The sequence below is a fragment of the Rhodococcus sp. 1163 genome (genome assembly GCF_002091985.1).
Taxonomy (GTDB): domain Bacteria; phylum Actinomycetota; class Actinomycetes; order Mycobacteriales; family Mycobacteriaceae; genus Rhodococcoides.
The window spans coordinates 489815-510534 of sequence record NZ_MKKX01000038.1; the positions used below are offsets into that span (position 1 = coordinate 489815).

Here is a 20720-nt window from a genome sequence, read left to right on the forward strand (position 1 = left end):
GATCTTGTGCAATTCCCTGGTGTCCGAGGGGGGACTTGAACCCCCACGTCCGTTAATAGGACACTAGCACCTCAAGCTAGCGCGTCTGCCATTCCGCCACTCGGACCAGTTGTGCACTGCAATTACCAGCAACACGGTGTACACATCTTGTTCGCACGCCTGCTCGCTGCGTGCTGGACAAAGATATACGACGGGTGGCCTATCGCCCAAATCCCCACGTCAGTTCGCCCGTAGCCGCGGCTCGGGTGGTAGGAAGGTGGGGTGTCTTCCGCCGATCATCCCCATCCCGACCCTGTCCCGACGACCGCGCTCGACGAGGTCGTCGACCTCGTCAGCTCTTTGATCAGATTCGACACCTCCAACACCGGTGAACTCGAAACGACCAAGGGGGAAAAGGAGTGCGCCGAGTGGGTGGCGCAGAAACTTCGCGAGGTCGGTTACGAGACCGAGTACGTAGAATCCGGTGCCCCCGGTCGTGGGAATGTATTCGCCACGTTGCCGGGCTCGGACCCGAGCCGCGGAACCTTGTTGATCCACGGGCATCTCGACGTCGTTCCGGCAGAGCCTGCGGATTGGAGTGTGCATCCGTTCTCCGGCGCTGTCGAAGACGGGTACGTGTGGGGTCGCGGCGCGATCGATATGAAAGACATGGTCGGCATGGCGCTGGCACTGGCGCGACAATTCAAATCCAACGGCACTGTCCCGCCGCGAAACATTCTCTTCGCCTTCCTGGCCGACGAAGAGAACGGTGGGAAGTACGGCTCGCAGTGGCTCGTAGAGCATCGTCCCGACCTGTTCGAAGGTGTCACCGAAGCCGTCGGCGAGGTCGGTGGCTTCTCGTTGACCGTCGCCAGACCTGACGGCACCGAGAAGCGGCTGTACATGGTCGAGACCGCAGAGAAGGGTCTCGGCTGGATGAAACTTACTGCGAAGGCGCGAGCCGGACACGGGTCGTTTCTGCACGACGAGAATGCGGTGACCTATCTGGCAGAAGCTGTGGCCAAGCTCGGCAACCACACATTCCCGTTGGTGATCTCCGATTCGGTAGCGGAGTTCCTCGCAGCAGTGGCCGAGGAAACCGGACTCGATTTCGACCCGACCAGCCCGGATCTCGACGGCACTTTGCTCAAACTCGGCAGCATCGCGCGGATCGTGGGCGCCACGCTGCGAGATACCGCCAACCCGACGATGCTCAAAGCTGGATACAAGGCGAACGTGATTCCGCAGACCGCCGAGGCGATGATCGATTGCCGGGTGGTCCCCGGGCGTCAGGCCGCGTTCGAGCGGGAAGTGGACGAACTGATCGGGCCCAACGTCGAACGCGAATGGGTCACCAAGCTCGACTCCTACGAGACGACATTCGACGGGCACCTCGTCGACGCCATGAACGACGCGATACTTGCACACGACGAGAACGGACGTACGGTTCCGTACATGCTGTCGGGTGGTACGGATGCAAAGGCCTTCGCGCGCTTGGGTATTCGATGCTTCGGTTTTGCGCCGCTCAAATTGCCGCCCGAACTCGACTTCGCAGCCCTGTTTCACGGCGTGGACGAGAGGGTACCGGTCAGTTCACTGGAGTTCGGTACACAGGTGTTGGAACACTTTCTGCTGCACAGCTGAATCGAAAGGATCATTTGATGGCGTACAACCCTTACGACGCACTTCCCGCACTGCCTTCCTTCGAACTCACCTCGGAGGATGTGGAGGACGGTGGAACTCTCGATAGCCAGCAGCTGAGTGGAATCATGGGCGCCGGCGGCCACGACAACTCACCGCAACTGTCCTGGTCCGGGTTTCCGGAGGGCACCAAAAGCTTCGCGCTCACCGTCTTCGACCCGGACGCACCGACGGCTTCGGGTTTCTGGCACTGGGCGGTGGCGAACATCCCAGTCGACACGACCTCGCTCGTCGCGGGTGCCGGTGACGACGGTGGTACGGGTGTGCCTAGTGCTGCTGTCACGTTGAAGAACGATGCGGGTCTGTTTCGGTACATCGGTGCGGCACCTCCAGCGGGTCATGGACCGCACCGCTACATGTTCGTGGTCCATGCGGTCGACGTCGAGCGACTGGAAGTGGACGAAACGGCAACGCCGGCGTTTCTCGGTTTCAACCTGTTCCCACACGCGATCGGACGAGCTGTCCTGACGGGTGTCTACGAGGCTCGATAGGGCCCAGTGCACAAGAAAGGCCGTGCTGTGCGGATCGTCGCACAACACGGCCTTTTTGCTGTGTCAGCTGCGGCGGTGATCCGATCCGACCGCGTCCGACAACGAGGTGAATCCGTGCGCTCGCAATCGGAGGGCAATTCCCTTGTTGATTCGACGCATCCAGAACGGGCCCCCATAGATGAAACCGGTGTAACCCTGGATCAGTGACGCGCCCGCGGTGATGCGTTCCCAGGCTTGATCCACCGACTCGATCCCACCGACCGAGATGATGGCAATGCGTGTCCCCACTCGGGCGTACAGCCGTCGTAGAACCTCGAGCGAGCGGTCGGCCAACGGTGCTCCGGACAAACCACCTGCCCCGATGGACTCGACTTCCTCGGCCGAAGTGCGCAGACCCGACCTGTCGATCGTCGTATTGGCCGCGACGATCCCGTCGAGTCCCAACTCGACTGCAAGGTCGGCGACGGCGTCTATGTCCTCATCGGACAGATCGGGTGCGATCTTCACCAGGATGGGAACCGTGACGACACTTTGCACAGCCTCGAGGATGGGCCGTAGAGACGCGACAGCCTGAAGATCCCGCAAGCCTGGAGTGTTCGGCGAGCTGACGTTCACCACCAAGAAGTCGGACAGTGGCCCGAGCAGCGTTGCGCTTGCGGTGTAGTCGGCAGCGGCGTCGGCGGGGAGCGTGACCTTGGTCTTCCCGATGTTCGCGCCGATCGGTACACCGCCTCGGCGGTTCCGCAGCACGTTGGCGGCGTTGCCGGCGCCGTGGTTGTTGAAGCCCATTCGGTTGATCAGAGCGCGGTCCGCAGGCAGCCGGAACAGCCGGGGAGTCGGATTGCCGGGCTGCGGTTGTGCGGTGACCGTGCCCACCTCGGCGAACCCGAAGCCCAGTGGCCCCCAGGCATCCACACCGTCCGCGTTCTTGTCGAAGCCGGCAGCAAGACCGAGTGGCCTGGGGAAGTCCACGCCGAAAACTGTGCTTCGAAGTAGTGGATCGTCGACGACGAATACTCGCGAGAGAAGCTTTCTCGTCGGTGTGAAGGCCGTCAGCGTGCGCATGGTCGCGAACGCGAGATGGTGGATTCGCTCCGGCTGCAGCAAAAACATCAACCGAAGCAGTGCGCTGTACAAGGTCTGGCCCACGGTTCTTCTTTCCGTCTTGGTACTCGGGTCTCATATTCCAGGATCGGGTATGTGCTGGGCAGATTTCTTTCGCTTGAGCAGCACCCGCCGACTTCCATCGGTATACACGCGCATGCGTGAGAGTTCCCAACCGCCGAACTCGGCCTGGATCGCAAGCCGCATCGAGGCCGTCACCCGTGTGACATCCGGCGGTAGGCGGAGTGGAACGTATTCCCACTCCTCGGATGTCAGGTCCCACTCTCGCGGGAAGCGCCCGCTCCCGTAGCTGTTCTTCGACACCGTGGGTTATCGCCTCGACTCTCGTTGCCTCTACCGGGGCTCGCCAACCGGTATTCGCTGTAATCCCTCACCGGCAGCCGACCCCACAATCAAGTCACCCGTCGCGGAGTCGATCGCGAGAGAGTCCGGCTGCCTTACGGTCGGGAACCTGGAAACCTCGACAGGAATTCCCGTGTCGAGCGTGTATCCGACAACTTCGTTGAGAGCGGGAACGCTGATCCAGACGACGTCGGTCTCGTCGTCGTAGGTGACAGCCCATGGCTGCGCATCGACAGGAAAGCGCTGACGCAACAACAAGTCGTCCGAGGAGAACACGAGAAGTTCTTTTCCGGTGGCATCGGTCACCAGGATTCGCCCGAACCGGTCGGTGTCCAGCTCGGCTGCACCCTCGCCGGCGCGGAGGGCAATGCCGAGGGAACCGTCGTCGATGTCGACGACGGTGACGGAGGTCTGATCGCGATCCAGAGCGGTGAGCCCATACATGGTCGAGGCGAGCGCATCAACCGAGGTCAACCCGTCTATGACCTTCGATTCGGTCCCGTCTTGCTCGAGAATGTGGACCGCGCCACGATCATCTCCTGCTGCTGTTCTGCCGTCCTCGAGAACAGCAGCGCTGAGTAGATTCGCCGCGACTTTCGTCGAGGTGACCTTCGAGTCGCCTATATCGACGCGTGCGAGGCTTCCGTTCATCGGCAGCACAACTGTGCCGTCGCCGGGGGCCACTATGGTTGCTGCCTTGCCCGGTAGCGATATTGCGCGAGGTTCGGCGTTGCCGTCGGATGTATCGAACACCAGCAGGTTCGAAAAACTGTCGTCGAGCGCGAGGACGCTGCGCGTGGAAGTGTCGAACGTGGTGAAGTGGATCCCGGATGGAGACGCGGTGATGCTTCCTACTGGGGGAGTCGAGGTTTCTGGAGAGCTGACCCCGGCCAGGGGCTCGATGCTCACCTGATCGGGCTCGTCGGCTCCGTCGCCCGAACAACCGGCCGCCAACAAGATCGTCGAGGTGGCCGCGACCGCGGCGAGAGTTCGCCACCGCAAACGTCTGTCTCTCATGGGAATGCCTGCTCCTGGATACTGTGTTCGTGCGTTCGAGGGGTGCCATGGTGTGGCGTAGCGGAACGAAGTGTCGAGTCCACCCTGCCTGATGGGTCAGAAGTCGACACTCTCGGACTACCCGAGTGCGGTCGAGGCGAGGTGGCAGTACCGTATTTTCCGACCAAAGAACGAGGAGTCGAGATGGTAACTACCGAGGATTTCACTCGACCGGAGGGTTTTCATCGCCCCGTTGCAGCGAGTCGTCCTGTTGATTTCGGGCGGACAGTTCTTCCTGGGCGGACAGGGACTTCCTGTGACTCTGCCGACAGCGGGTTCGTCGTCGAACAGATCACCGTCGGCGCACACGCGAATGGGTTCGGTCGAAACGCGGACGGCCGGCAGTTTACTTTTCGGGTGCACAAGTCGACGCTGTCCGTGGAAATATATCGCGAGGACCTGCTCGAGCAGGTTCCGGACAAGTCGGATGTCATCGCCGTCGTGGAGCAACCGGTCACCGAAATCGATGTGACCGATGAGCGCAGCATCGTCGCTGCCGTCCGCGACGCGGTGACAGATGCTGACGAGCTGATCCCGGACTCGCCGGAGTTGTCGAGAGTCCGGTCGTGTCTGCAGCGCGCCGGGTCGATCCTCGACCGGATTCGCACGCGGCAGAACGTGACGGCGTAGGCACGCGGTCAGCTACTGACGTCGTCCAACGCCGAAGTGATAGCGGCAGGCAACTCGAGGTCTTCCGCGACGAGTACCCCGGTCAATTGCGCGAGGTCCCTGGCTCCGACTATCGCCGAACTCACACCCGGGCGATCGCGAGCCCAGGCCAAGGCCACTGCCAGAGGTGAAGTCTGCAGGCCACTTGCGGCCATGACGGCTGCATCGACGACGTTGACGGCAGCGTCGGTGAGGTAGCCGGAAAGCGATCCTGCGTGGAGATCGTCGGCACCCCGTGAGTCCGCAGGCGTGCCGTTTCGGTATTTTCCGGTCAGTACCCCGCCGGCCAATGGGACCGCAGCGAGGATGCCGACACCGTGATGACGCGCCGCCGGCAGCAATTCGTCCTCGATGCCGCGAGCCAGAAGCGAGTACTCGGCCTGCGTCGCGACGATGCGGCCTGCGCCCGCAGCTCCAGCCGCAGTCGCTAGTTGCCAGCCGAGATAGCCACGTGCACCGACATACCGGACTTTCCCGCTCGATACGGCGTAGTCCAGGGTGGACGCGATCTCGTCCACGGGCGTGCTCGCATCCCATGCCGCCACTTGCCACAGATCGAGGTAGTCGGTACCCAAATCGCGCAACGTTGCATCGAGTTGACCGAGCAGTGCGCGACGAGAGCAGTCGATGCGGTAGTGCCCGCTGGCGGTTTCGATACCGGCTGCACTGCTCACGATCAGGTTCGTACGCGGGACCACGTCGTCGAGGACCTCCGCGAGCACACGTTGCGCTCGTCCATCCCCGTAAACGGGTGAGGTGTCGACGAGGGTTCCCCCGGCGTCGGCAAAGGCAGCGAGTTGGGCAGCCGCGTCGTCACCGTCGGTGCCGCTGCCCCATCCGAGCGTGCCGAGCCCGATCCTCGACACGCGCAGGCCACTGGAGCCGACTGATCGCTGCTTCATAGTTTTTCAACATTCCTTGTCGATTGTGATGGTGTCGGTTTTCTGAGTCGGTCACGAAAACGGCGCCAGGTGAGCAGAGTAGTGCGCCGGTGGCAGCGGTGCGAGTGTCGGTCGATCCGGGCGAGCCGCGCCAGGTACCGTCGGGCCGTGAATCGCGCACCTTTCCTCAGCCGAACCCCTCTGCTCTCATCGACCTTCGGGGAGGTTCGAGGATGATCGGTGAGTCCATGAGTTGGCTTCAGTCAATCATCCTCGGCGCTGTGCAGGGGCTGACCGAGTTCCTGCCGATCTCGTCGTCAGGACACCTGAGAATCGTCTCGAGCGTCTTTTTCGGGTCCGATGCAGGAGCTTCGTTCACCGCGGTCACACAGCTCGGAACCGAAGCGGCAGTGCTCGTGTTCTTTTGGCGCGACATCGTGAGAATCGTCAAGGCATGGTTCCGCGGCATACGTGACAAGACTGCGCGCGATCTCGACTATCGGCTCGGTTGGTATGTGATCATCGCCACCATCCCGATCGGGCTGTTGGGGATCTTGTTCAAAGATCAGATCCGAACCGGGGCACGTAATTTGTGGCTCATCGCAACGATGCTCATCGTGTTCGCCATCGTCATCGCAGTCGCCGAGTACCTCGGTTCCAAGAAGCGACCACTCGAAAAAATCACCACACGGGACGGGCTCGTGATGGGTGCCGCACAATGTTTGGCGTTGATTCCCGGTGTGTCCCGGTCGGGTGCCACCACAAGTGCAGGCCTGTTCATGGGCCTCGAACGCGAAGCAGCCGTGCGGTTCTCGTTCCTGCTCGCCATACCGGCTGTGACTGCGTCCGGCCTCTTCTCGCTGCCCGATGCATTCGAGCCGGCCGGTGAAGGTCTCAACGCCTCCGGCCCACAGTTGCTGGTCGCGACCGTCGTCGCGTTCGCACTCGGCTACGCCTCGATTGCATGGCTGCTGAAGTTCGTTGCAAATCACTCGCTGTACTGGTTCGTCGGCTATCGCATCGTGCTCGGCATCGGCGTGATGGCGCTGCTGTCTGCGGGCGTGGTGTCTGCCACCTGATTCGCCAGACGCCCTAGGCTGGTTCCATGACGGTGATCTTGCTGCGACATGGCCGCTCGACGGCGAATACTGCGGGCGCTCTGGCAGGGCGGTCGGCCGGTGTCGCACTCGACGACCGCGGACTGGAACAGGCCGCTCATGTTGCGGAGAGATTGGGCGGGCTTCCGGTCGAGGAGATCGTGCACTCACCGCTGCAGCGGTGTGAGCAAACGGTGGCACCTCTTGCCGCCCGGCGCGGTCTGACTCCGAGGGTCGACGAACGGCTGATCGAGGTCGATTACGGGTCGTGGACGGGAAGATCGATCAAGGATCTGGTGACGGAGCCGCTGTGGAAGGTGGTCCAGCAACACCCGTCCGCGGCGGTGTTCCCTGGTGGCGAGGGACTGGCTCAGGTGCAGTCGCGGGCGGTGTTCGCAATCCGGGAACACGACGCGCGTCTTGCGGAGGAGTACGGCCGCGATGTCCTCTGGGTGGCGTGCTCACACGGTGACGTCATCAAATCGATCCTCGCCGACGCCTTGGGCTGCCACTTGGATTCGTTCCAACGTATCGTTGCCGATCCTGCCTCTGTCAGTGTCGTGCGGTACAGCTCGACCAGGCCGTTCGTGCTTCGGACGAACGACACCGGTCTCGACTTGACGGCGTTGGTACCTGCGGTGCCGACGGCCCCGAGCATGGACTCCGAGGCGGTGCCCGGTGGCGGTTCCGGAACGTAGTCCCGCCGATAGCGGATAATGAAGTTCGGGTCCGAGTTTTCGGATCCGAGAATGAAGCTCCAGGAGGTGCAATGCCACGCGCAATACATGTTTTCCGCACCCCTGATCGTTTTGTCGCGGGAACCGTGGGAGAGCCAGGCGATCGTTCGTTCTTTCTGCAGGCAGTCCACGACGCTCGCGTCGTCTCGGTCGCGCTCGAAAAGCAGCAGGTGCAGGTTCTCGCAGACCGGATAGGTTTGCTGCTGGACGAAGTTCAACGACGGTTCGGCGCGGAGTTCCCGCCCGAGGAAACCGAACTGGGCGACACGAGTCCGTTGATGACTCCGATCGATACCGAGTTTCGGGTCGGGACCATGGGTCTGGGCTGGGACGCGGATGCGAACGCAGTGGTGGTAGAACTCCTGGCTATCAGTGAGGTCGAGGTCGACGAGTCCGTCGTCCTCGATGACACCGACGAAGGTCCCGATGCAGTCCGCGTCTTCCTGACGCCGCTCGCGGCCCGGGAGTTCGCACTTCGTTCCGAGCGGGTGATTGCTGCCGGCCGTGCGCCGTGCCCCTTGTGTGGTGAGCCGCTGACTCAGGACGGACACACCTGTATTCGATCGAATGGATACAAACGAGATGCCACCTTCGGCTCGGCCGGCGAACTTGGCGAAGAGCTTTGACCGAAGACCGGCCGCCGTTCGCGGGCCGCAAGGTGATGGAAACCGGTGAGCTGACCATCATCGGTCGAGTGGTGTCGGCCAGCAACGCGACGTTGGTCTGCGAGGCAACGGGCAGCGGCGACGACGGTGAGACGTCCACGGTTCGGTGCGTCTACAAGCCTGTTCGCGGAGAAGTGCCGCTCTGGGACTTTCCCGATGGGACCTTGGCAGGGCGAGAGATCGCGTCGTACGAGGTGTCGGACTCTCTGGGTTGGAATGTGATTCCGACCACGATTCTTCGGGATGGTCCGTTCGGCCCGGGGATGGTGCAGCGGTGGATCGACACGCCGGACCGCGACGGGGAGCACGGCCGCACGCTCGACCTGGTCGATATCTGCAGGCCGGACCTTGTGCCCACCGGATGGATACCGGTCATGCAGGCTTACGACGGCGATGGCGAGGAAGTCTCGCTCATTCATGCCGACGATCCTCGGCTGCAGCGGATGGCAGTGCTGGATGTACTCATCAACAACGCGGACCGGAAGGGCGGCCACGCCCTCGAAGGCGTGGACGGATATGTGTACGGCGTCGACCACGGCATCTGCCTGCACTCGCAGAACAAGCTTCGGACGGTGCTGTGGGGTTGGGCCGGCACCGCTATCGACGACGCTGCGATGTCCGATGTCGTCGCTTTCGTAGAGTCGTTCGCCACTGTCGTCGAACCACGAATTCGTGGGCACATCACCGATGAAGAGATCGATGCCCTGCTCGGCCGAGCCCGTGCTCTCGTGGCACATCCGGTGATGCCGGAGCCGCGATCGAGCAGGCCGATACCGTGGCCCGCCTTCTGAAGCCTCTCCGTTAGGCTCGTCTTCATGCAGTCTTGGTCCGAACCAGCCGTTCCCTCGATCCCCGGCCAGGGGCCTACGCTCCGGCTCTACGACACGGCAGATCGGCAAGTGCGACCGGTCACACCCGGCAAAGTGGCGAAGATGTACGTGTGTGGAATCACCCCGTACGACGCGACGCATCTCGGGCATGCCGCGACCTATCTGACTTTCGATCTGGTCAACCGACTGTGGCGCGACGCGGGTCACGAGGTGCATTACGTGCAGAACGTCACCGATGTGGACGACCCACTTTTCGAACGAGCCGACCGCGACGGCGAAAGCTGGATCGAGCTCGGTAATCGTGAGATCGCTTTGTTCCGTGAGGACATGGAGGCTCTCCGAGTCCTGCCGCCGCGCGATTACATCGGTGCTGTCGAATCCATCGACGAGGTCATCGACATGGTCGAGAAGCTGGTCGCGTCGGGTGCGGCGTATGTCGTCGACGACGCCGAGTATCCCGATGTGTACTTCCGTGCGGACGCTACGTCCGAGTTCGGCTACGAGTCCGGTTACGACAGGGCGACGATGGACACGTTCTTCGCCGAGCGTGGAGGCGACCCGGACCGAGTAGGAAAAAAGGACTCGATCGATGCTCTCCTGTGGCGTGCAGAGCGCAAGGGTGAGCCGTCGTGGCCGTCTCCGTTCGGGCCTGGCCGCCCGGGCTGGCACATCGAGTGCTCGGCAATTGCTCTCAATCGCATCGGGACCGGTTTCGACGTACAGGGTGGCGGCAGCGACCTCATCTTCCCGCACCACGAGTTCTCGGCCGCGCACGCCGAAGCAGTGTCCGGTGGCGGCCGATTCGCTCGGCATTATGTGCACACTGGGATGATCGGTCTCGACGGCGAGAAGATGTCGAAGAGTCGCGGCAACCTCGTGTTCGTGTCGAAGCTCCGCGCCGACAACGTCGATTCGGCTGCGGTTCGGTTGGGTCTGTTGTCCGGGCACTACCGTCAGGATCGCCCGTGGACGGACGAAGTTCTCGAACGTGCACATACCCGGTTGGCGTTGTGGCGCAAGGCAGCTGCACTGGAGTCGGCCGCCAGCGCCGACGACGCAGTAGTTCGCCTACGTCAGCACTTGGCCGACGATCTGGACACACCGAGGGCTCTCGATGCTCTTGATGCGTGGGCAAGTTTCGCCGTCGAGCGCGGGGGATCGGACACTACCGCTCCCGGTGCATTCGCCGACGCCGTCGACGCACTCCTCGGCGTGCCGTTGCGCTGATACATCTTTCGAACTGGCAGTGATCCCGGGGCGTTTCGGCACCCGGGATCAACCGTCCACACAGGACTACGCCAGGTCGAGAAGAAGGTCGGGCACGAGACGCTCTTCCATTACCGCGCGGCCCGACTCGTGCATCGCCGCGGCAAGATCAGGATCCCACTCACTCGGCCCCGGATGGCCCTTCAGTGGTTCGGAATTTCGTGCGTCGAGCGCACGAACATACGACTGCGCATCCATCCGCCAGGGGACGGCGTTGTAGCGCGAGCGGGCGCGGGCGGTCATCTGCAGGCCTGGCCAATCGAAGTCGTTGCGCCAGAGGAGTTCCGTTCCTGCCCGCACGCCCGAGAGTAGTTTGTGCAGCGCAGCCGACGGCTGGCCATCGGTGCAGACGAGAGTTGCGGAACGACTTCCCAACGATCGAGCGGCGGCCGCGACGACTGCGACGTTCTCGCACACGTAGATTCGATCTGCGACATTGGTGAGCGGGCCGCGCGAGACCATGTCGAGGGTGAGTGGGAACGGAATCCCGGCGTCTGCAGCGTCGTTCAGCCACCGTCCGACGGTATGCGATTCGTCGACTCGATACCCGAACACCAGAACCCTGCTCGACAGCGCGTCGACCGAGACTCCGGCAGTTTCCCACAGCAACCGAATGCCGACGGGGTCGACTGGACGGGGTATTCCTTCGCGGAGCGAGAGTGCGTCGAGAACAAGACGGGGTGCACCACCGGAGGACAGTGCCTTGGTGTCACCGCACGCGTATTCGGCGAGTTCGGTCAACGACAAGCCGTCGACGGGAAGGATCGCCAACACCCGTGCAGCCACCCGTAGGGCGTCGACGGCCACGCGTCCTCCGAGTGTGCCGTCCTGATTCAGCAACGAGGACAACCAATGCTCGGCCCAGTCGTCGTCGGTTGTTTCGGCGAGTAGAGCGCGCGCGTCGGCGAGTGCAGTGGCCTTTACCTCGGCCTTGTCGGATGCGATCTGTTTTCTGTCCTGTAGCGGAGCGACGGCGTCGAGAGTTGCGATCAAGCCGATCCCACCGTTTCGTGGGTGGGCGAGCCATTCGTCGAATCGGGCGAGATCGAGTTTCGTAGTCTGGGCGCGGCTGTGCAGGCCGGTGCTGGATCGAGAGATTGCACTGCACAATCGCCACAGCTCTGCCGGCTCACCCAGGTGGACGGTGATGTTGCCACCGACCAACAAGTAGTTCGACTCCAACTTCTTGCGCGCAGCGGCCAAGAGTGCGTCGAGTTCCGGCGTGTTCCGCCATCCGAGTTCTTCGTTACCGGACAAATTCGAGACCGCCTTCGGCGTGAGTGGGCACGCGTCGTGTCAACGGCGAACCCAGAGCGGCGGCTAGATCGGAACCATCGTGTTCGGCGAACAGTTCACCGTTCTCCCAGACGAGTAACGCTGCGCTGACAGTGTTTTCCGCTGTCGAATGCGCAAGGTCGTAGTGCGCACATCCGGGGACATCGGAGTAGGTGATCCACAGATCGTAGCCCGTCATGAACAGATCCAGATCGAACTGCACGCTGAGCCCGAGCAGTTCACTACGACCGTTGTCATCGACGCCGGCGAAGGCTTCGTCGAGTGCCAGCAACCGTGGTGCGTGCGGATCGGCCGAGGACAGCATGACGTGCGCGGCCGCGAACAACGGCAGATGTAGAGACACCGATTGCTCACCGCCGGACAACGCGCTGTGTCGCGCGACCGTCAATCGATCCTCGGTACCGTCACCGCGAATGAGCGTGAACGAGAAGACCCGCCAACGACGGTAGTCGAGCGTGGAGGCCAGAATCTCGGGGTACGAACGCTCCGGGTGTGCCGCGCGGGCGATTCTGATCTCGGACGCGAAATGTGCTCGCATGGAGGCGAGGTCGTCCGAATTCAGTCCGGATGCGTCACGATCGAGTAGCTTCGAGATTGCTCGTGCGCCTTCGTCCAGATTGTCCGCGAGGACCCAATGCACACCGATCGTGTTGCCAGAGGACATCTTCCGTTGCTTCATCTCGGAGGACATCTGCGCGATGAGCTCGCGGGCATCTACGGTGCGTTCGTGAATCTGCTGCGCCAAGCCGGTCAACAGCGCATCCTCGAGAATCCGACGCTCGTGTTCGGTGAGCAACGTCTCCTGATTCGACCGCGCGTCACCGATACGGTGCGCGAACTCGCCGACCGAGGTGAATCCCTGCTCGTCCTGCACACGAACGATGGTCAATCCGTCTGGTGCGTCCCACTGCAACCGGTAGTCCTGCCCGGACGACGCCAGCTGTGAGTCGAATTCCTGCAGAGCACCGGTCAACGCGGTCCGTGTGCTCTTGCGATAGGAGTCGCCGGCCTTGACCGACGCGGTGGCGGCGTCGAGCGCCGAGTGGAGTTGGTGCACCACCGGTGGCAGCACCGAAATCTCTTCATCGGGGGACGAGGCGCTCTGAATTCGGTAAAGGATCTGTTCGACAGTGAGCCACGCGGAGTCGGACGAGGGCCACGAATAGAGCTCGTGCACGCCAAGGATGGCGAGTAGATCCTTGCGGGCATATGGGGCGAGGCGCGCAGTGTCGTCGAGCGTCTCGGTGAGTGCGGCGCGCAGACCCTCCTGCGCTGTGTTGCATGCACCTTCGGCCTTACCGATCGCCTCTCCGGCTTCCTTGTCCGCTTTGCGTGCTGCGCGTTGCTCGACCTTGCATGCCTCGATCTTTTCGCGTGCCTTCTCCAGGTCGGCGTTGATCTGTTCGGCGGTGGATCCGAGTTTCTCGGTGAGGATGTCCAACCGCTGAACCTGCTGGAGATGGTTTTCCTGTGCGATCGCGGACTCCTCGGCCAACTCTTCGGCGAGGCCGGTGGCCTCTTCCAATCGGTTCTGTGCTTCGCGTGCCCGCTCGGCTTCGCGAACGTGTTCGCCTCGGCGACGAAGGACGAGTCCGCCCTGATTCTCGAAGTGCCGGATCGCTGCGGCGAGTGAGTCGATATCCCGTGCAGTATGGGGAGTTCGGTGGGCGACTGCGGTACTCCGCAGATGTCTCTCCTTTGCCGAGAGCTCCGCGATAGCCTGGTCGAGCTCGCTGTCCGCGGCCGTGGAACCAGCCTGTGAGGTACGAAGGGCCCCCGCCGACTCGGTGACCGTCTTCTGCGCCTTGACGATTCCGGAGACCTTCGGCAAATTCTTCGCGGCAACCACGAGGCCGCGCAGGAGTTCGGCCGTCGACTGCTCTTCCTCGCGGGTGGCCGCCAAGGACATGCCGGCTGTTTCGATCGACGCGTCGAGTTCGGCGAGCCGCGTAGCCCGACGACGAGCACGGGCAGTAGCCCCGATGTACTCGGCATCCGGCTTGACGTGACGTCCCCGTTGAACGCCTTGCCAGTAGCGCCCGTCGATGCCGATCGAGGTCACCGCATTCTTCGATGCGCCAGTGTCCTCCAGCAGTGCGATCGAGGTCAGTACATCTCGCACCACAGCCTCTGGCACATCGGTTCCAGGTTCGACCTCGAGGACGTCGGCCAGCGTGCGGCCCGTCGGACGTTCGGCTTCCGGTACGCCGACCAGAAATTGGTCCGACTCCATGGACCCGAGAGTGCCGGTCGGCGAGATCCAACCGTCGAGAAGATTCGCGGCCTGCAATGCGCTTTCGACACCGGCAGCTACAGCAGGTTCCACGCCGTCGGCGAATCGGACGAGCTGCCACAGCGGCGCTCCGACCAGCCCGTCACGCGAGGACGTGCGAGCGGCGAACGGTGGGGGAGCATCGTCGCGTTGAGCACTGACGAGATCGTGTTCGGCACGCATCGATGCCAGCTCTTCGGTCAGTGCCGCAGCGGCCACACCCGCCTGCGTCCGTCGTCCGCGCACGTTCTCGAGCCCCTCGGCCGAAGCCTCGGCAAGGATGGCATCGAGGCTCGGTGCGTCGTCCTCGCCGATGTGCGGTACAGCAGCGTCGAGGGAATCGAATGCGGCGACGGTGATTCCGGCAGCCGAGTACTGGGTCGAGTTCTCGGCCCACCAGGACCGCAGTCCCGACGCATACTGCGCACGAGCCAACTCCACGGCAGCTTCGGCTTCGGTAACGGACGCGCGAGCAGCTTCGAGCAATTCTCTTGCCCGAGAAGCACTTCTGTCTGCACGGGCGCGTTCGGTCATAGCCTTCTCGACGGTGCTGAGAGCGTCGCGGACGGCACGCACATCACCGTCACGTTCCTCGGCATGACCGCGCAGTGTCGTGCTGAACTGGTCGGTGCGCGCACTGGCCGGCATCGACGCCCACGCGATGCCGGCATCCTCGGCCGCAATCTGGAGATCGTCCTCGGCGCGTGTCAGTGCGGCGACCGAGTCGCGTACCGAGCTTTCGGCGTCGATGGCCTCGGTGGAACGCTGTGCCAGATCCGCCTGCGCTTTACCGGCACGCTCGGACTGCTGGGCGGCGGAGATCTTCAGCTTCGCTGCCGATTCGGCGAGATCGTCGAGTTGCTGTTTGCCCTCGTAGGCACTCGATCGCTGCAGTGTTTCGCGGTCGGCAAGAGCTTGGTCCAGGCCTCGTTCGGCGTCGTCGAATCGCTTCTCCGCTGCAGTGCGCTCGGACAGTCGGCGTTCCTTCAGTGCCGCGGCCGCGAAGTGCGCCGTGGTTGCATGGGTAACGGACTCGAGTCTGCGACTGATCTGTTCCACGTCCGAGCGAGCTTGCACTCGAAGGTATTTCGCGTACACGCCGACGAAGGTTGTGGCGGCGTGATCTGCCCGAGTCAAGCCTTCGAGCGCTCGACCGACCTCTTCCATGTCACTGAACGAGCGCGCTGCTTCGAGAACCAGTTGCTCGTCCAGCGGGCGCAGACCGTCGGTCAGTGCCTGGGAGAGCCCCTTCGGATCCAGGTTCTTTGCCAGTTGCGGACGACGCAACGTCAGGATCAGATTGATCAGTTGGTCGTAACGCTGCGCGCCGAGACCGAACATCCGAGCGTCGATGGCCGCTCGGTAGTCGACCGGCCGGTCGGTCAGCGCGTCGCTGCCGAGTCGATCGGCAAGCTGCTTCTTGGTCAGCGGCCGATCGTCGGATCCCAGGAGCGAAAAGTCGACGCCGACACGGCCGTCGGCGACAAAGTACCAGCGGGTGACCTTGTCGTTCTGTCGGCTTGCGCGCATTCCGATACCGACGGTGACGGACTCGGGATCTTCGCGTGAGCCCCGCCCGAACTCCATCCATACGTAGGAGTGCGCGCTCTCCTGGCCGCGATAGAGAAGATTGGACTTCATCGTTCGCTCTTCACCGGCGAACGGGTTCAACCGCCTCGGCTCGATTCGTCCGTCGAGCACGAACGGAAACAGAACCTCGAGTGCTTTGGTCTTTCCCGAGCCGTTCGGTCCGCGCAATACGAGGCGACCGTCGGCAAAGGAAAATTCCTGATCGCGGTAGTCCCACAGATTGATGATTCCGGCGCGGGTCGGGCGGAAGCGCTGAGCATGTGCGGTCATCTAGTGCGCCTCGGTTTCCGTGGTGTGAGAATGCGAATCAGGGTCACTCGGTTCTGTGCCATTGACTTCCGTGCCGTTCAAGTCCATGGACTCGAAGAGAGAATCCTGGGGTACCCGGTCCCGCACACTGATCACCACATCGCGGTAGCGAGCGATGACGGGGTGAACGAGTATCCCGCCGGACATGATGTGCACCAGCCGGAGTCGATGGAGCATGCCGACCGCTCGCTCACCGAGACCGATCGGGTCGGCCTGCCATTGGGCGGCGAACGTGCGTCCGTACCTCTCGACCAGGTCTGAGACCGCCCCGTTCACCCAACTGTTCTCGACGAAAGGGTAGAGCTCGGTAGCAGAGTTTTCGACGGTTCGACCTCGCCCACCGAACTCGGCGAGGTCGTCGAACACCCCACCTCCAGGTATTGCCGAGTCGACGAGGTCGATCAGGTCGCCGTCATCGGGAATCGGATGGCGTGGCAATTCGAGGGCATCGGGGTCGATCACCCGGTCGGATATCTCACCTGCCAGAAGCAGCGCGACTTGAGCGATCGTTCCCGTGCTGGGGAATCGGAGGTCCGACATCCGCCCGGACGTATCGATCAACGTGACGCCCTCGGCGCGACGCTCGGCGATCAGACCGGTCAGAAGTTCGACGTCGGCGACTGTCCGTACCGCAGCGAGTGCGGTGCGACCGTCCTGATCGAAATCGTCGAAATAGACGACGGGATGCTCGACCAACGCACGGCGCACCTTTTTGAGAGTCTCCTTGGGATCTATCGGCGGCTGCGATTCCCCGTCCTCTTCGCTGTCTTCGGTCGGGACCTCGGATCCCACGAGCAGACCGGTGACCGAACGGAGGTGCTGCACGGCTCTGGGTGGACGGAACATCGCCATGACCACCGATCGCTCGATGTCGTAGAGAGCTTCACCCGAAGCCGGATTGTTCGCCCAGCCGCCGGCGTCACCATCGGCGAGCGATATTGCGCCCCGCGCGGCCAGCCAGCCGACGGCGTCGACGAACGCGTCTCGGTCCGCAGCGCGGTCGGTCGCAAGTTCCACCCCGTCCACCTGGCCTGCCTCGGCGGCTACGTGGTCGGCGAGTTCGGAGAGCGTGATCTGATTGCCTGCTCGGCCGAGCGCAGCCAAGGACAACGCCAGGTAGGCGTATCTGCGTCGATCGAAGACGCGGTCCGAGGCGGTTCGTGCAGGCTGGGTCGAATCGAGCGCGTCGAGAACCGGAAACAAGCGGGCTGTCGTTTCGGTGACCTCGAGGCGATAGCCGAACAAGTCGAGTAGATCCTCGCGAAGCTCGGTTGCCCATCTACGGAGAAGCGGAAGAGCGATACGGTCCGGATACGTCGCCGTCACCAGATGGTTCGCCAACGCAACGCGCGCCGCACGCTGATAGGAATCGAGTGCCAGAGAAGGTATTTCGCGTGCTCTCACCGGCGGGTCACATCCGCAACCTCGAGTTGCAGCCGATCCAGATGTAACCGTCCACGCGTCGTCCGGACGACGGTCGATATTTCGGAGTCGGTCAGTGTCAATTTCACACCACTGTCCGAACCCGTCGAACCGGACGTACGACCACTCACCCGGACCCGGGCGGTGAGCGCCGCATTGAGCAAGCTCAGCAACACTTCGGTCTCCTCCTCGTTCAGCGTCCGGTCGTACACACCTACCGAGGCCAAAGATCGAGCTGCGGCACTGCGAGTGCGTTGCGCGGCGAGCTGCTGTTCACGGAGGCGACGAATCCCGCCGTCGTTGCGTTGAACGCGGCCAGGCAGGCCGGGCGACGGCGCGCGACCGGTTTCCGCCAAGGTACGAGAGATTTCGACGGGAGAGGCTTCCCACCAGGATCGAGATGCGGGAATGATGTCCGCATCCGGGTGGACCATGGACAGATGACGCGGTCTGCCGAGACCGAACACGGCATGGAAAAGAGCGTGCGCACTGTCCTCGGTCGCAGTGTTGGCGAACCAACCTGCGAGGTGACGGAGTTGACTCTCGCGGCTCACACCACCTCTGCGCGTCTCGGTTACCCGTCGAAGCAGCGACAACACCGCGGCAATGGCGCTCATCGTGCCTTCACGTAGCCGTTCGGACTCACTGAGTTCTGCCTCCGCAGCCACGAACCAATGAGATAGACCCGACCACCGCGCCTGCCAGTCGGCACGACGCTCGTCGATGGTCAGGAAGACCCGCTCGTCACTGATCGCGGCGCGCTCGATCAGCGTCGAGATGGAAGTCGATTCGACGACGGCGATAGCCTCCGCCAACTTCGGGGCGTAACGCGTCAGGTCCGAGCTGAACTCACGCATATGCGTCAGAAGTGCATCTTTGTGGACCAGAAAAGATTCGGGTGTGATCTCGGTGGTGCGGACGAGGTCGCCGAGGACCAGATAGAAATGCGCCGCCCGAGTGGCCATTTCGGAGAGGGTCGAGTCGAGTCGGCTGAGTTTGCGGTAGATGCGGTCGCCGTCGGCCTGACGGTTCGCCTCGGCCAACTCGTGCATGTCGGCGAGCAGCTCGGGAAGGACGAGCCGAGACAGGGATGCGTCGTCGAGCCTGGCACCGAGCACGTCCTCGACGGCACGAAACGCCTTGTAACCGGCCTGGCTGAATTGATAGACGTAATGGCGGTTGCGGTACTCGGCCAAGGTAGCCGCGCGTGAGCCGTCGTAGCTGCGCTCGAGAAGCTCCCAGGTGTGAAGCTGCTCGAGCAGCGGTGCGATGTCGGTCGGGGTGAGCCGTGCGTCTTCGGGGGCATGCCTGGCCAGCGTGTCCGCAATCTCGGCCGCATGTAGAAGAACGACGTAGTTGGCACGGGCGATGTCGAAGGCACGAAGCACCCAGAGGTACTCGTTGTGCTTCTCCGCGACCGTGAATGCGAAGAGTTTGAGGCGATCTTCCTGCAAAAACGCTGTCGCGGCACCCAGCCGTGCGTTGTCGTCTGAATCGCTCACTGGAACAGGGTAGGCGTTGGCCGGGGGGTGAGTGAAATGCGCGCGCCGTGCATCGAGGGTTGCCGTGTACTGCAGTTCGCTGCCTTTGAGGCATCCCGCACCGCCTTGTCGTTGACATGGTTGACGGCAATGACAACAATGAGGTTGTCACGGTTGACCGCCAGGAGGCCTCGTATGAACACCTTAGTCGAGCAGGAACGCAAGCTCATGGACCTGCTCGCCCGCCGCGTCCACCAGACATTTGCAGAGGCCCGCGCTGCCGGCGTTCCCACCGACGTCTTCGACGACGTCGAATCGATCGCTCGCTCCATGACCGCTGCACTGCCCACCAACGGTACCTACGACCAGCTAGTCGGCCCGTTCTACGACACCACCGGCCTAACCCAGTGGTGGGGCATAAGCCGCCAAGCAGTCAACAAGGCTGTCGCCGCCGGCACCGTGATCGCCTGCCGACTCGACGGAGGTTCATGGGTCTATCCCACCTGGCAGTTCACGGATTCGGGAACTGTGCACCCGCGCCTGATCACCCTGTGGTCGACGCTGCGTGCTGCCGCCGACCCCTGGACCTGCGCAGTGTGGTTACGCAGCCCGCAGCCCGAACTCGATGGCCGCAGCGCAGCCGAGTGGATCGCCGACGGCCACCCTCACGAGAGCGTCATGGCGCTTGCCAGCGCCGACGCACGACGGTGGGCTGCGTGAGCCACCGCGACACTGTCGCTCTCGGCCCGCCGCTGCGCCCGCTGCTCGGGTTCCCCGGCTGCGAGCTCACCGCCGCGCAGCCACTGATCCGTGGACACAGCACCGGGAACGGACCATGGTGGTTTGCCTCCTCCGGCGGTGGCCGCTTCGACCTGACACCGCCACGCGGCACCTGCTACCTCGCATTGGACGAACTCACCGCGATCCGGGAAACCGTCGGAGAGACGTTGGCGAGAATTGGGGTCGTCAGTGACGCGTTCGCCGCCATCCGATGCCTGTCTACCCTGACCGTGCCGCACGAGCATCAGCTCGCCGACACGTGCGCGGGTACCGCTGCAGACTTCGGCCTGACCAGAGAACTTGTCTCCATGACCCCGTACGGAGTGCCGCAGGAATGGGCGGCAGCGTTCTCGGCCACCTTCGCCGGAATCCGTTACCAGACCCGGTTCACCACCGGGCCGAACCCCAACGCCGTCGGACTGTTCGGGGAAGCGGGGGAGGCCACCTGGTCGACCGACGCGAACCCGGAGCCGCTGGTGGCGGCCGCTCGTCGGTGCGGCTTCACCGTTGCCAGTCCGCCGCGATCGGTACGCATCGTCCCGCCGCCCGTGAACTGATTCGGCCCGAACCACCCACCACAAGGTGCGGACGCCTATGAAATCACCGTTCGAGCCACGCTCCCGCGCCAACGACTCAACATTCCCCGAGCAGGCACTTTGTGTTCATGGAACGAACTGACCAAAGCCTAAGTGCAACAGCACAAGTGCGACGCCGTTGGTGGTCGGAACTAG

Annotated in this window: 18 protein-coding genes and 1 tRNA gene; 10 read left to right on the top strand and 9 right to left on the bottom strand. The window is 63.1% G+C overall.

Translation table 11 applies throughout. The features are described 5' to 3' along the window. Nucleotides 1-17: 17 nt before the first annotated feature. Nucleotides 18-106, bottom strand: a tRNA-Leu gene (locus BJD99_RS20000). Nucleotides 107-261: 155 nt separating this feature from the next. Here BJD99_RS20000 and BJD99_RS20005 point away from each other — a divergent pair. Both BJD99_RS20005 and BJD99_RS20010 read left to right on the top strand, forming a co-directional pair. Beyond that, nucleotides 262-1623, top strand: a complete 1362-nt coding sequence (locus BJD99_RS20005) for a M20/M25/M40 family metallo-hydrolase (RefSeq protein ID WP_084348868.1) — start codon at nt 262-264, stop codon at nt 1621-1623. A gap of 17 nt (nt 1624-1640) precedes the next feature. Beyond that, nucleotides 1641-2171, top strand: a complete 531-nt coding sequence (locus tag BJD99_RS20010; RefSeq protein WP_084348869.1) for a YbhB/YbcL family Raf kinase inhibitor-like protein — start codon at nt 1641-1643, stop codon at nt 2169-2171. Between the two features lie 63 nt (nt 2172-2234). Here BJD99_RS20010 and BJD99_RS20015 read toward each other — a convergent pair whose 3' ends face one another. The 3 genes from BJD99_RS20015 to BJD99_RS20025 are packed head-to-tail and all read right to left on the bottom strand — an operon-like array spanning nt 2235 to nt 4655. Continuing rightward, nucleotides 2235-3308: a quinone-dependent dihydroorotate dehydrogenase gene (locus tag BJD99_RS20015; protein ID WP_084349012.1), complete on the bottom strand. Its 1074-nt coding sequence runs from the start codon at nt 3306-3308 to the stop codon at nt 2235-2237. 42 nt (nt 3309-3350) lie between these two features. Beyond that, a complete protein-coding gene (locus BJD99_RS20020) occupies nt 3351-3599 on the bottom strand; it encodes a DUF5703 family protein (protein ID WP_084348870.1) in 249 nt (82 codons plus the stop codon). Nucleotides 3600-3629: 30 nt separating this feature from the next. After that, entirely contained in the window at nt 3630-4655 is a 1026-nt protein-coding gene (locus BJD99_RS20025) for a YncE family protein (protein ID WP_084348871.1), read from the bottom strand. A 330-nt stretch (nt 4656-4985) separates the two neighbouring features. On the opposite strand from BJD99_RS20025, the gene BJD99_RS20030 reads away from it, so the two are divergent. Then, on the top strand, nt 4986-5324 hold the full coding sequence (locus BJD99_RS20030) for a hypothetical protein (protein WP_084349013.1): 339 nt from the start codon (nt 4986-4988) through the stop codon (nt 5322-5324). Between the two features lie 8 nt (nt 5325-5332). Here BJD99_RS20030 and BJD99_RS20035 read toward each other — a convergent pair whose 3' ends face one another. Continuing rightward, nucleotides 5333-6265, bottom strand: coding sequence for an aldo/keto reductase (locus tag BJD99_RS20035; RefSeq protein WP_084348872.1), 933 nt, complete (start codon nt 6263-6265; stop codon nt 5333-5335). A gap of 215 nt (nt 6266-6480) precedes the next feature. Here BJD99_RS20035 and BJD99_RS20040 point away from each other — a divergent pair, with 215 nt between their 5' ends. The 5 genes from BJD99_RS20040 (at nt 6481) to mshC (ending at nt 10800) form a co-directional block, all read left to right on the top strand. Then, nucleotides 6481-7323, top strand: coding sequence for an undecaprenyl-diphosphate phosphatase (locus tag BJD99_RS20040; RefSeq protein WP_179142446.1), 843 nt, complete (start codon nt 6481-6483; stop codon nt 7321-7323). 26 nt (nt 7324-7349) lie between these two features. After that, complete coding sequence (locus BJD99_RS20045) at nt 7350-8039, top strand: histidine phosphatase family protein (protein WP_084348873.1); 690 nt, start codon at nt 7350-7352, stop codon at nt 8037-8039. 71 nt (nt 8040-8110) lie between these two features. Further along, on the top strand, nt 8111-8704 hold the full coding sequence (locus BJD99_RS20050; protein WP_084348874.1) for a DUF3090 domain-containing protein: 594 nt from the start codon (nt 8111-8113) through the stop codon (nt 8702-8704). A gap of 35 nt (nt 8705-8739) precedes the next feature. Continuing rightward, nucleotides 8740-9534, top strand: a complete 795-nt coding sequence (locus tag BJD99_RS20055) for an SCO1664 family protein (RefSeq protein WP_179142447.1) — start codon at nt 8740-8742, stop codon at nt 9532-9534. A 24-nt stretch (nt 9535-9558) separates the two neighbouring features. Then, nucleotides 9559-10800: a cysteine--1-D-myo-inosityl 2-amino-2-deoxy-alpha-D-glucopyranoside ligase gene (gene mshC / locus BJD99_RS20060; protein WP_084348876.1), complete on the top strand. Its 1242-nt coding sequence runs from the start codon at nt 9559-9561 to the stop codon at nt 10798-10800. Between the two features lie 66 nt (nt 10801-10866). Here mshC and BJD99_RS20065 read toward each other — a convergent pair whose 3' ends face one another. Genes BJD99_RS20065 through BJD99_RS20080 form a run of 4 tightly spaced genes read right to left on the bottom strand, consistent with a single transcriptional unit; the run spans nt 10867 to nt 19203 of the window. Continuing rightward, the gene (locus BJD99_RS20065; protein ID WP_084348877.1) at nt 10867-12096 is read right to left on the bottom strand and encodes a DUF2399 domain-containing protein; all 1230 of its coding nucleotides are present in this window, start codon (nt 12094-12096) and stop codon (nt 10867-10869) included. After that, entirely contained in the window at nt 12086-16267 is a 4182-nt protein-coding gene (locus BJD99_RS20070; RefSeq protein WP_084348878.1) for a TIGR02680 family protein, read from the bottom strand. Before BJD99_RS20070 ends, BJD99_RS20065 begins: the two co-directional genes overlap by 11 nt. After that, the gene (locus BJD99_RS20075; RefSeq protein WP_084348879.1) at nt 16268-17710 is read right to left on the bottom strand and encodes a DUF2398 family protein; all 1443 of its coding nucleotides are present in this window, start codon (nt 17708-17710) and stop codon (nt 16268-16270) included. Next, a complete protein-coding gene (locus BJD99_RS20080) occupies nt 17707-19203 on the bottom strand; it encodes a TIGR02677 family protein (RefSeq protein WP_179142448.1) in 1497 nt (498 codons plus the stop codon). Before BJD99_RS20080 ends, BJD99_RS20075 begins: the two co-directional genes overlap by 4 nt. Before the next feature lie 201 nt (nt 19204-19404). Here BJD99_RS20080 and BJD99_RS20085 point away from each other — a divergent pair, with 201 nt between their 5' ends. Both BJD99_RS20085 and BJD99_RS20090 read left to right on the top strand, forming a co-directional pair. Continuing rightward, nucleotides 19405-19929: a hypothetical protein gene (locus BJD99_RS20085; protein ID WP_084348881.1), complete on the top strand. Its 525-nt coding sequence runs from the start codon at nt 19405-19407 to the stop codon at nt 19927-19929. After that, nucleotides 19926-20546 (top strand): RES family NAD+ phosphorylase, encoded by a 621-nt coding sequence (locus BJD99_RS20090; RefSeq protein WP_084348882.1) that lies wholly within the window; start codon nt 19926-19928, stop codon nt 20544-20546. Before BJD99_RS20085 ends, BJD99_RS20090 begins: the two co-directional genes overlap by 4 nt. The last annotated feature ends 174 nt before the right edge of the window (nt 20547-20720 follow it).